We start from the raw sequence: 11,777 nt of genomic DNA, 5'->3' as shown, positions 1-11,777 counted from the left end.
ACGGTTCAGGTGAGGGCGACGGTGTCGGCCCATGGGTCTTGGCGCAGCACGTGAATCCAGCAGAGCGCGTGCGTATCCTCGGGCCGGTTGCCCACGTGCACCTCGCTCACCAGATACGGGCCGGCCTGGGCGTGATCACTGTGCGTGGACTTCTCGACCCAGCAGGTCTCCTCCAATGCGAGGGGCTCGGCAAGGACGACGACCAGGGAGCCATCTTCGTGGACGGTGACGAGGGTGACGACCTGCGTTGTGTCGAAGTCAGGTGCACGGCACAACGCGATGGGCCGTGGCGCAAAGCTGCCTCGGGGATCGATCAGCAGGGCATCGATCTGGGCAAGGACGGAGGATGGCAGGAGAGGAGTGCGGTCCATGGAGTGTGACCATCCGGCGCATGGTCGGAATGTGTCGGGTCTCTGGAGTAAGGGGGCGGGGTTCTCTTTGTAAAGCGCAGTCCCCGCGACGGCAAGATGAGGGGGAAAGAACTGCGCGGTTCTGTGAGAAAGTTCACATACAAGCGGGTTCTCACGTCGTGGCGTTGCGACGCGAGCAGTATTCGTCTTGGATTGCGCGCCGCTGCTTCAGCCACCCTGTTCCTGTCGGCGGCGCAGGCTGATCTCGCCAAACTGATCGCGCAATTTGCCCAGTTCAAGCGCTCGCCGCTGTCGCGTTAGAGGTGCGAGTTGGATCGCTTTTGCCGCGGGCCGTCTGGAGTGGAGCCGCCCGGCGCAAGTGGCCGTCCAGTTACCCGCAGTCGTGTTCAATCGTCTGGGCGAGCTTCAGGCCGACGCATGCAACTGCGTCGTGGCTGATTCGGCCAAATCGTGAATTTGTTCACGATGTCTGGCGATTTCTTCCTCTCGCTCCCTTGCTTGCCGAGGGGCTTTCACCCTAGATTGCAACCACTCGAGAATGCAGGCGCATTGCTCGATGTCGCCCAACTTTCCCATCCGGAGATCAGGGCAAGTCAGGCTCATGCTCACCCGCCGATTCTCCTCATGGACGACATCAGTCAAAGGACTCCCAACCAAAGCCGCAGCGCATTCTGGTCTGTCGTGTCCATGGGGTTCATCGTCTGGTTAACCGCCGCCCTTGGGTACGGTTTTCAGAGCTGGCGTGCGGTTGCGGACCAGGCGTGGCTGCAACTCGACGCCACCTCGGCGCTGGCCAAATCCGTCACCCAGCAGAACCTGCAACAATATTTGCGCGGATTTGATTTCCTGAATCATCACCTCAAGGCAGATGCTCCGGCTCTTGAGCACGCCGACCCCCAGGCGATTTTCGCCTTGTTGCGGCAATTTCGCAGGATGTATCCGGATTTCGACGCCATCGACGTCATCCTGCCGGACGGCCGGGTCGTCGCAGATGCATCCAAGCAAGATCTGCGCGCAGTCCAGCCCGTCACCCAAGCCTATTTACACAAGCTGCGCCAACGCCCGGACGTGCACACGGCCTTTCCCAAAGCCGCCGCCTCGGCCGCTGGCTTGGCGGTCGTCCGCTTGGGATTCGCGCAGCGCAGTGCAAGCGGCGCCATCGCGTACGACCTCGTCGCCGACATCGATCTACACCGACAGATCACGAGCTGGTTGCGTCCGGAACTGGCTGCGGATATGGCGCGACACCTGCAGATGGGCCTGGTCACCCGACAGGGCGATCTCCTGGGACTGTGGCCCGAGCCCACCGGTCCGACGATCTACGCCGCACGCCTCGCATCCTGGTTTCGCCTCCATGCCTTGCCTCCATCCCCGAGGCATCCGCTGGTGGCGACGCCCGAGCATGTCGTCGGCCCGATCCATGTGGATGACTCTGGCACGGACCGCATGGCCTGGAGTGTCCTTGTCCCGCTGAAGGGGGCACCCCTCGAGACCTTCGTGTCCGTTCCGCGGGCGACGGTCCGGGATGCCTGGTGGCAGCAGGTGCGTCTGCCCCTGCTGGAATGGACGCTGCTGGGTGTGCTCTTCGCACTGATGGCCTTGCGCCTGAACAAGCTCCAGCGGCTGGAGCGTCAACGCACCTTGCGTCTGGAACAGGCAGAGCGCACGGCACGCCAATCATCGCTGTTCTATGCCGCCCTGGCCCAGACGACTCAGGCACTGATGGGGCACAAGGCCGGTGATGTGTCGGCCACATTCGAAGATCTGGCGACCAGCCTTTGCGCCTTGCTGCAAGCACGCCTCGTCTGCGTGGGACGACTGCCTCTGGGCCAGATTTGGGTCGACATGACCGCCTGCGCGGGCCCCGCCAGCAACTTTGCCCAAAACTTGCGGATCAGCACCGACAGCCATCGTCCGGAAGGCCGGGGCCCTGCCAGCCAGGCCATCACGACAGGAAAGCCCCAACATGCCACGATCGAGGCTCCGGAGTTCGCCCCCTGGCGACGGCGCGCACAAGCTTTCGGGATTGCAGGCGTTCTGTCGGCCGCAGCACGGACTCAGGACGGAGAGGCCGTTCTCGTCTGCGCGTATTACGCCAGCGAAAGCGTCATCGGCCCGGAGGCGGCCCAAGTCTTCCAGCGCATGGCCGACGCCTTTGCCGAATGCATCGACCGGCAAGCCAATATCGTCAAGTTGGAACGCATCGAGCGTTACCGCTCGGCGCGGCGCAAGATCCAGCGCGGACTGCTGGAAGCCACCGACGCCGCGGGCGTGTACAGGGTTCTGGCGCAAACGCTGGTCGCTGAAACGGGAGCCGACGTCGTCGAGGTCTTCGCTCCCGAAGGGGACATGATCAAGCGCCGCGTCATTGCCGGGCCCCTTGAGCAGGCGCTAAGCCATCTGACGGACGTGCCACTGCAAGCGCTCGCCAGGGGAGAAGGTGCTTACATGCGCGCGCGTGTCTGGAACGCGCGCGCTCCCGTTCTCATTCAGACCCCGTCGGCCGATCCCAAGTTGTCGCCACGCTGGCGTGAGCAGCCCTTGTGTGCCATGGGCCTGCTCGCGGGCTGGCCCATCTTGGCGGTTGACTCTGGAGAGCCGATGGGTGTGGTCATTCTGGTGGCCCGAGATCCGCACGCCATCGACGAGGAGCTCCAGCATCTGGTCACCAACATCCTGGAGAGTGCGGCCATTGCGCTACGCCAGGTGCGCGACCGTCAGCGTATTGAAACGTTGGCCTTGACGGACGCTCTGACGGGGCTGCCCAACCGCCGGTCCATCCTGGAACACATTCCTCAAGCCCTTGCCCGGGCGCAAAACCGCCGCAGGCAAGTCGCCATCGGCATTTTGGATCTGGACGATTTCAAGTCCATCAATGACACCTGGGGCCATGCCGCCGGTGATGCGCTGCTGTGCGACGTGAGTCGGCGCCTGCAGACCACGCTACGGGGTGCCGATGCGATCGCAAGGCTCGGTGGCGATGAATTCGTCGTTGTCCTTGAAGAACTCTCGGGTCCCGATGACCTTTCGACGGTGCTGGACCGTCTGGAAGCCGAGCTGACGGCGCCGTACACGTTGCCCGGGGGACAATCGACCCCCATGCGGATCAGCCTGGGGCTGACGGTTTACCCTTCGGATGACGCCACGCCCGACATCTTGCTCGGCCATGCCGATGAGGCGCTTTATGACGTCAAGGCGCGCAAAGGTTCACGCCAACGCGGCTGGCAGCTCTGGAGCCGGACGCCTCGTCCGACGACCATATCGACCGCTGCCCATGACGGCCCGGCGCATGACTCGCCCCACCTTGAGAACGACACGACATGCAAGGCAAGTTGAACATCAACCTCGACAGGTATCTCGATATCAGTATTTTGCTCATCGCTGCACTTGCGGTGCCAGTGGCGCTGCTCAGACTTCCCGAGTACCAAGTCGGCCTCATTCGTACTCAGGAACTCCTGCCACATCCGGTTGTATTCCTTGTCTTCGCAGGCATCGTGATGGCGCTCTTCAGCAGATTCGCTTGGCTGCGCCGGCTTCTGCGGGAACGCATGGATCGCAAAATCCTGGTCGCAGCAGGACTGGCGCTGGTGTTTGCAGGGGGGGGGCGCTGGATTGCTGGCGACAACCCTCATGGGAAGGCACGCCCAGCACGTCCTGAGAACACGTTTGCAACACGACAATGACCGGCTTGCGCTCACACTGAACCGAGAGATACGCAATCGCGGTCAGGACGTCGCCGCGTTAGCCGCAAATCAGCGCGTCTTGAGCTTTCTGGATGCTTCGTCGGGCATCGACTCACAACACAGTGGGCTTGAGGACGCCGTGGAAGATCGCGCTCAGCAAATTGCCCCTGAATGGCTTGTCCTGCGCAATCTCCAAGGGCAGATTGTGTATCAGATGGGGCGTTTCACGGCAAGCGATGCCGGGTTGCCCGTGCAGTGGCCGTATCCGGGCCAGGCATGGCTGCTGCGCGACCCGCATAGCTTGCAGTTCATCCTTCGCGTCCACATGCCGATCCGCAAGGACGGGCGTGTTTTGGGAAGTCTTGAAGCGGTATTGCCCTTGCAGTCCGATTATTTTTCCGAACTCGCGCTCCATGAGAGGGATCCAGGGCATACGGTTGTGGTCTGCGCCCGGCAACAGGGCGGAGCTTTGTGTTCGCCGGGCCATGCGAATGAGCATCCACAGTTTATGACTGAGCCCCAACGACAAACAGACGCTCCCGAGTTCCTGGCCTTGCACGCCGAACACGGGGTGGTGATCCGCCCGACCCGGCATCAAAACGGGAACGAGGACGCGATGATCGTGGCCTACGCCCCGGTGGCCAGCACCGGACTGGGCATGGTCAGTCAGATATCCGCAAGGGCATTGTTTGGCTCCTTGATCACGACCTCCCGCGTGGTGCTCTTGCTGCTCCCTGCCTTGTTGCTGGTGGGGCTGGCACTCCTGCGCTGGCAACTGCGTCCGATGGTGCGCCGGCTGCATGACAGCCAACAGCGCGTGCGCATCGGTCTGGACTATTCCGGCATGGGCATGGCGACCTTTGGTTGGGACGGACGCATCCAGGAAGCCAATGGCGCCTTGGTCGACATGCTGGGCTTCTCCGAGGAGGAGTTGCGCCGACTGCCCAGTGTCTTGGACCTGCTTCATCCAGAGGATCTGAAGCAAGCCACCTCGAGTGTGGCCGATATCTTTGCGGATTTAAGCGGTGCCTACTGTGCGCAGCGCCGCTATCGCTGCAAGTCCGGCGACCATGTCTGGGTACGCCTGCATGTCGCCCCAATTCATGACGAGCACAGGGCCATTCACATGGCCATTGTGTTCGTGCAGGACGTCAGTGAACTCCTGGCCAAGGCCGATGTCTTGCGCCGCGACCATACCTTCTTGCAAGCGGTACTGGACAACATGACCGACGGCGTGGTGGCTTGCGATGAGCACGGCCACATTCAATATACAAACGCACTCATTGATTGCCAACATGAACACGCCGCGCGTCCGATGGACCTTGACGAGTGGGCCCGCGACCACGCGCTGCTCCATCTGGATCGACGCCCTGTACCGTTCGCGGGGCGGCCACTGTCGCGAGCCTTTCGGGGTGAGGTTGTTGCTGGAGCTGAATTCCTGGCGTACAGCGGGACAGGCGAGTTACGGCAGATCCAGATCTCCAGCTACCCCTTGCACGATGCGCAGCAGACCTTCCTGGGGGCGGTGGCCATGTCGTGCGACCTGACAGAAATCCGGACCGCGCACGCACATGCGCAGTGGCTGGCCTATCACGACCCTTTGACCGAACTGCCCAACCGCAACAAACTCCTGGAGTACACGGAACACGCGATGGCCAGGGCTCGCCGAAACGGGGAAGAAATGGCGTTGTTCTTCCTCGAAATCAACCGTTTCAAGGCCATCAACGACACCTTGGGGCATACGGTCGGAGACCAGGTTCTGGTTCAAGTAGCGGCGCGATTGCGTTCAAGCCTGCGTGGAACCGAGACGCTGGGGCATGTCGGCGACGACGAGTTCGCCATAGTCTCGGAGCACATGCTCAATACGCAGGCCGTCACCGAGCGCGCGGAGCAATTGCGCCAAGCGCTCAAGGCCCCGCTGCTGTTGGGGACGCAACAGATCCACGTCAGCGCCAGCATGGGCATCGTTCGCTACCCCGCCGACGGCGACGATGTCAGTGCGCTGTTCAGCCGCGCAGACATCGCGATGCACGAATCCAAGAAGAAGGGAGTCGGGCAATGGAGTCTGTATCAACAAGGTTTGTATGCGCGCCAGCGTCAGATGTTCGAGATGGAGGGGGCCCTGCGCAAGGCGCTGGATGCGACAGAATTCGTACCCTATTACCAGCCGAAGGTCGACGTCGCCACTGGCCGGATCGTCGGTGCGGAGGCTCTACTGCGGTGGCAGCGCCCGAAGCAAGGCCTTGTGGCGCCAGCCGAGTTCATCCCGATTCTCGAGGACACCGGGCTGATCGTTCCAGTGGGCACATGGATGCTTAACACCGTGTGCGCGCAGCAAGCGCATTGGCGGCGATCTGGAATCACGATTGTTCCCGTTGCGGTGAATTGTGCCGTGGCGCAATTGCAAAGCGATCATCTGCTTGCCGTCGTCCAAAACGTCCTCGACACGCACGCGCTGGATCCCCGCATGCTGGAACTCGAAATCACCGAGAGTGTCCTGATGCACGAACCCGAACGGGTTGCGGCACTGATCGCCGAATTGAGGGCAAGGGGCGTGGATACGGCGATCGATGACTTCGGGACGGGCTACTCGTCACTGGCCTACCTGAAACGCCTGCCAGTCTCCGCCCTCAAAATCGATCGCGCCTTCATCAAAGATTTGCCGAATGACGCTGAAGATATCGCCATCACCAAGGCTGTGCTCTTGCTGGCAAGGGAGTTGGGGTTGCGTGTTGTGGCCGAGGGCGTGGAAACCGCAGAGCAGTTGGAATTTCTGCGGTCCCATGGTTGTGACACCTACCAAGGCTATTTCTGCAGCCGGCCCGTGCCTGCGGATGAATTTGCGGCTTTGCTCCGTGGGCAGGGCCGTCTGATTCCAACGTCCTGACCTGTCAAGACGACATCGGCGGCTCAAGTCCCAAACACCGTTGGGTTCCTGGATTTTTGTTGAGGGTTGCTCGCGGCGGCTGGAGCATCCTCGCAAACGTCATAGGCTTTGGGATGCGTTCACGATTGATCAGAAGAACTCGTACGCCACCTGGGCCAGCCACGTCCGCCGAGGTGCCGCCGCATTGATGCCGAGCACCACCCCGAAACGGTATTCGAGGTTGCTGGTCGTGCCCGGGACATGCCATTCACCGGCAACAATTGGGCCTGCCTGATACGCACGATCACCGGGCCGCCCATAAGCTTCAATGCCGGGACGCAAGGCTGCGGAGACCGCATAGGTGCCCGAGTAGCTGTAACGAAACATGTATGTGCCACTGGCGCCCGCGCCCACCTGTTTCTCCCAGATCAAATTCAACCTGTGGGTGAACCGCCCCATCGTCTTTTCGACCAGCGGCCCAAACTCGACGGCATCAGGCTTACCGGTGACAACCTGGTGTTCGTACGCGGCCAGAAAACCGAAATCGGCCCACGACTCGCCCGGCTGCGTCAACTGAAAGGTGTTCTCGAACTCGTAGCCAAGCAGTCGCCCGGCACCTCCCGGTTCCCGCTGATATCTCGTGAGATAGAGTTCCGGTTTCCACCAATCGGTGAACGCATGGGAAACCGAGAGTTCGGCAGCCTGGCCGCCGTTGAAATCGGCACGTGGATCGCCATACCCATAACCGCGTAGCTCGATCTCCGACTGGGTGGCGAGGACGTGCGGCGAGTAGACGACAAAGTCGTCCGCTTGGGCCGCTGCGGTGACGAGCAGAAGGATCGCTCCCAGACCGATGGCGCATGAACGCTGGATGCCGTCGTGAACACGAAGGGCCGAAGGTTTTCGAGGGAACGATGGATACACGGGATGGCTCCTGTGGTGATGGTTCAAGACGCACGTTCCCGACCGGCGGCAGCATGCCGCGGATACGAGCGAGCAGCAAAGGGGGATCGAGCTAGCGCAGCGACTCGGTCGTTGGGTCCGGAAGCTGCGAGCGTATGCGTGGCGAGGGTGACGGCGATGCTCGGCCCAGCCGCCGCATGCTGACGACCAGCAGCAGCAACGTGGTCGCGTAGAAGACAAGCTGAATCCCTGCTGGGCTGGCGTCGTAACCAATGAGGATGCCCAACGTCTGGCCTGCCAGCGAGCCGTTCGACAGCAACCAGGAGGTATCCCACACTTGAGTCCCCCAGGACGGCAGCAGATTGCCCTGGACCAGGAAGCGCGCGGCAGTGGAAGCCAGTCCCGACGCCAACAACACCAACATCCAGTTGGTGACCTTGAAGAAATGCTTCATCGGAATGCGCAGCAGACCGAAATACAGCGCGAAACCGAGCAGTGCACCGCTGCCGACACCCAGCGCGATCCCGCCGGTCAACCCCGCCGCGCCGATTCCACCGATGGCCATGCCATAAATGAACAACACGACCTCGGAGCCTTCGCGCAGAACCGCGATCGCCACCACCGCCAGCAGCAGCGTCAGCGAACTGGAGCCCGCCCTGACGGCACTGCCGATCGCATCCATGTGCTGGGCCGACTCACGACCGTGTTTGGACATCCATACGACGTGCCAGCCGATCATCACAACGGCGGACAGCAGCACGCAGGCGTTGAAGATTTCCTGGCCGGAACCGCTGGCAAATCGAGCGATGAGGTCAGCCCCCATGGCCACCAGGAGTGCGCCAGCTACACCTAGCCCAATGCCTGCGGTCACGAACCATCCGCGACGCGCAACGTCGCGTGTGGCGGCACAGACAATGGAGACGATCAGCGCCGCCTCCATCACTTCACGAAATACCAACAAGGCAACACCAAGCATCACGTCACTCCACGATCAGCCGGCCTTGAGCCGTGTTTTGATGGAAGTCACCGAAAAACTTGTAGCGACCGGCACGTAACGGCCCGAGGTAAACGAGGGAACTGCTGTTCGGCAGCACGATCTTCTCGCGATTCAAGTCCGTACTCTCGAACTCTTCCGGGGTGGCGTCCTCGTTGTGCACGATGAGCTTGAACTTGACGCTGGCTAGCACCTTGAGTTCGCTGGGTTGATAGATGTGATTCTTGATGACCAGTTTGTATTCCGGCAGATCGCTGGCGACCGCCGTGCTGGCGGCCAGAGCCAGCAGCATCGGTGCAGTGAAAAATAGGACATGTCTCATGGGAAGAACTCCGCAGCAATTCAGCGAATGATAACGATTCCTATTATATAAATAAAGAGTATGCCGTGGTAGGCGGGCAAAATTGTTGTCGCCGACGATCAAATGCTCTCGGCATTGTGTGCCGCGATGCGATCGGATACTGGGCTCAGTGGGCCTGTTGAATCAACAACTCATTTGACTCAGTAGTGTCCGGTTGATTGGCTGTCAGCGAGCCGCCGAGCCAATGTTGACGCGGGTTTTGAGCGATTCATGGGTGTCCACGATTTGAATTTCGGTTTGCCGATTTGCGATGCTGACGGGTTTGCACGACCCGAGGTGATGCATGAACATCGGCAAGACGCTGTTTGCGCAGGTGATGGAGTTTGTGCCATGGAAGACGTTTGGTCGCATCATCGAGCGGCACCAGGGCGATGCCGGTGTGCGTACGCTGGGGTGCGCCGATGTGTTTCGCGTCCTGGCGTTCGCGCAACTCACCTGGCGCGAATCGCTGCGCGACATCGAGGCGTGTCTGGCGGCCAACCAGACCAAGCTGTTCCACATGGGGATCAAAGCTGTGCCTGCGCGCTCCACGCTGTCCGATGCGTTGACTCAGCGCGATTGGCGCATCTATCACGCGCTGGCGCAGCGGTTGATCGCCCGGGCACGGGCGCTGTATGCGCAGGAGCCTTCGGACCTGGGGCTCGACGCCACGGTCTACGCGCTGGACTCCACCACCATCGATCTGTGCCTGAGCTTGTTCGACTGGGCACCATTTCGCTCCACCAAGGCCGCCATCAAGCTGCACACGCTCTTGGACTTGCGTGGGGCGATTCCCGCCTTCATTCACATCAGCGACGGCAAACTGCACGATGTCAACGTGCTCGACGTCCTGCCCGTGGAGGCTGGAGCGTTCTACGTGATGGACCGGGGCTACGTGGATTTCGCGCGGCTGTATGCACTGCATCAGGCCGGCGCCTTCTTCATCACGCGAGCCAAGAAGGGCATGGACGCGCGGCGGGTGTACTCGGCTGCCACCGACCGCAGCACGGGGGTGATCTGCGATCAGAGCATCCGCTTCAACGGCTTTTACGCCAGCCGGGACTATCCCGAGCATCTGCGCCGCATTCGTTTCAAAGACCCCGAATCGGGCAGGACGCTGATCTTCCTGACGAACAACACGAGCCTGCCAGCCTTGACGATCGCCGCACTCTACAAGAGCCGCTGGCAGGTCGAACTCTTCTTCAAATGGATCAAGCAGCATCTGCGGATCAAGCGTTTTCTGGGCACCAGCGAGAACGCGGTGAAAACGCAAATCTGGTGTGCCATCGCCACCTACGTGCTGATTGCCATCATCAAACAGGAGCTTCACCTCGATGCCTCGCTCTACACATGTCTACAGATTCTGTCGGTCTCGGTTTTCGAGAAAACCCAGCTTTCATGCGCCTTGCAGCCCGATCGCACCCAACCCGAACTGGTCTCGATCGCTAACCAATTGAATCTGTTCGAGATTTAACCGGACACTACTACATTTGACTGGAGTTTGAGAGCAGGTAGAAGGGCCATGTCGGGGCGCAGTGCAGTTCGGCGTCAGCCGCATGGCGCGCAGCACTGGCCTGCCGTCCACATCGGCCAGCGGGAACCAGGCCCAGCCTGTGGTCGGGTCGATGGCCACGCTATGCGCATCAGGCCCAACGAAACCGCGCCACAGCGTCCGCAGCTTGCCGGCAGCGATGCTGAACACGCTCACCACCCCGCTTTCGCTGGCAACCCACAGACGCTGACGCCGCGTATCAAGCGCCAGCACGTCGGGGTCGCGGCCGAGGCGGTTGAGTTGTACCGGGCGCAGGCTGGGCAAGCTGAGGGTCAACAATCGGGCGTTGCCATCGCAGGCGACGAAGGCCAGATGGTCAGCGTCGTCCACCAGCAGGCCGTGGTTGTGCTGGCAGGTCGCGGGCAGGGTGACTCGGCCCTCAATCTCCATCGTTTCGGGGTCGATGGCGACGATTTGGCCGCGGGACTGCACATTCACCAGCACCCGGTTTGAGGCCGCGTCGAACGCGCTGTTGCCTGCCTCGCCGCCAAGTTTGAGGGTTTGTTCCACCCGCAGGGGCGCATCACCGCCGATGACGGTTTCCACGCCGCCGCGCTCATTCGAAACGAACAATCGACCCAAGGCCGGCACCCAGGCGCTGCCGTCGGGAAAGCCGCCCGCAGCAAACCGTTGCACCACTGCCAAGGTGCGCAGGCTGACCGCCACTACGCTGCCGTCGCCCCAGACCCGATCCAGTCCAGCGCCGGGATCGCTGATGAACGCCAGGTGCAGTCCCGGAGCGAGAGTGATGCCGGTGGGCGCAGCCAGGCCGACAATCTGACCGATCAGGCGCTGCTGTCGCAGGTCGAACACCAGGGTGCGTCCAGCGCCCATTTGGTTGATGAATAGGCGGTCCTTGGCCGCATCCAGCCCCATGTAGTCGAAGCGGCCCGCCGCGCCCGGCAGCACGATTTCGGCCATGCGCTGCATGGTGTCGGGCAGGCTGCCGCGGCCGCTAGCAAGGTTCGGCAATAGCAGCGCGACCAGCAAAAGCAGAAAGCGGGTGATGGGCTGCATGAGTGTTCCGATCAACGACGAGGAGCGAGGAAATCCGATGGATGTTTCAAC

The 11,777-nt window shown here is 61.6% G+C and carries 10 protein-coding genes; 5 read left to right on the top strand and 5 right to left on the bottom strand.

Translation table 11 applies throughout. The features are described from left to right. Nucleotides 1-5 precede the first annotated feature (5 nt). Nucleotides 6-371, bottom strand: a complete 366-nt coding sequence (locus tag THIX_RS13065) for a hypothetical protein (protein WP_112486546.1) — start codon at nt 369-371, stop codon at nt 6-8. Between the two features lie 96 nt (nt 372-467). On the opposite strand from THIX_RS13065, the gene THIX_RS23050 reads away from it, so the two are divergent. The 4 genes from THIX_RS23050 to THIX_RS13055 all read left to right on the top strand — a co-directional run bounded on the left by THIX_RS23050 (nt 468) and on the right by THIX_RS13055 (nt 6,941). After that, entirely contained in the window at nt 468-671 is a 204-nt protein-coding gene (locus THIX_RS23050; RefSeq protein ID WP_146748549.1) for a hypothetical protein, read from the top strand. Between the two features lie 387 nt (nt 672-1,058). Next, nucleotides 1,059-3,707 carry a sensor domain-containing diguanylate cyclase gene (locus THIX_RS13060; RefSeq protein ID WP_158540887.1) on the top strand — a complete coding sequence of 883 codons (2,649 nt, stop codon included), beginning with the start codon at nt 1,059-1,061 and terminating at the stop codon, nt 3,705-3,707. Then, nucleotides 3,692-4,054, top strand: a complete 363-nt coding sequence (locus THIX_RS23045) for a hypothetical protein (RefSeq protein ID WP_158540886.1) — start codon at nt 3,692-3,694, stop codon at nt 4,052-4,054. The genes THIX_RS13060 and THIX_RS23045 overlap by 16 nt, the downstream gene beginning before the upstream one ends. After that, complete coding sequence (locus tag THIX_RS13055; protein WP_158540885.1) at nt 4,038-6,941, top strand: EAL domain-containing protein; 2,904 nt, start codon at nt 4,038-4,040, stop codon at nt 6,939-6,941. Before THIX_RS23045 ends, THIX_RS13055 begins: the two co-directional genes overlap by 17 nt. A gap of 129 nt (nt 6,942-7,070) precedes the next feature. Here THIX_RS13055 and THIX_RS13050 read toward each other — a convergent pair whose 3' ends face one another. The 3 genes from THIX_RS13050 to THIX_RS13040 all read right to left on the bottom strand — a co-directional run bounded on the left by THIX_RS13050 (nt 7,071) and on the right by THIX_RS13040 (nt 9,139). Beyond that, entirely contained in the window at nt 7,071-7,844 is a 774-nt protein-coding gene (locus THIX_RS13050; RefSeq protein ID WP_199195295.1) for a hypothetical protein, read from the bottom strand. Between the two features lie 91 nt (nt 7,845-7,935). Further along, nucleotides 7,936-8,799: an FTR1 family protein gene (locus THIX_RS13045; RefSeq protein ID WP_112488357.1), complete on the bottom strand. Its 864-nt coding sequence runs from the start codon at nt 8,797-8,799 to the stop codon at nt 7,936-7,938. Between the two features lie 4 nt (nt 8,800-8,803). Further along, nucleotides 8,804-9,139, bottom strand: coding sequence for a cupredoxin domain-containing protein (locus THIX_RS13040; protein WP_112486543.1), 336 nt, complete (start codon nt 9,137-9,139; stop codon nt 8,804-8,806). Between the two features lie 322 nt (nt 9,140-9,461). On the opposite strand from THIX_RS13040, the gene THIX_RS13035 reads away from it, so the two are divergent. Further along, complete coding sequence (locus tag THIX_RS13035; protein WP_112484535.1) at nt 9,462-10,631, top strand: IS4 family transposase; 1,170 nt, start codon at nt 9,462-9,464, stop codon at nt 10,629-10,631. Here THIX_RS13035 and THIX_RS13030 read toward each other — a convergent pair. Then, nucleotides 10,554-11,726 carry a YncE family protein gene (locus THIX_RS13030; RefSeq protein WP_112486542.1) on the bottom strand — a complete coding sequence of 391 codons (1,173 nt, stop codon included), beginning with the start codon at nt 11,724-11,726 and terminating at the stop codon, nt 10,554-10,556. The two genes, THIX_RS13035 and THIX_RS13030, sit on opposite strands and share 78 nt — an antisense overlap. Between the last annotated feature and the right edge of the window lie 51 nt (nt 11,727-11,777).

The sequence above is a fragment of the Thiomonas sp. X19 genome (assembly GCF_900089495.1).
Classification (GTDB): domain Bacteria; phylum Pseudomonadota; class Gammaproteobacteria; order Burkholderiales; family Burkholderiaceae_C; genus Thiomonas_A.
The sequence above is the reverse complement of the archived record's forward strand: the minus strand, read 5'-3'. Positions and strand labels throughout refer to the sequence as shown.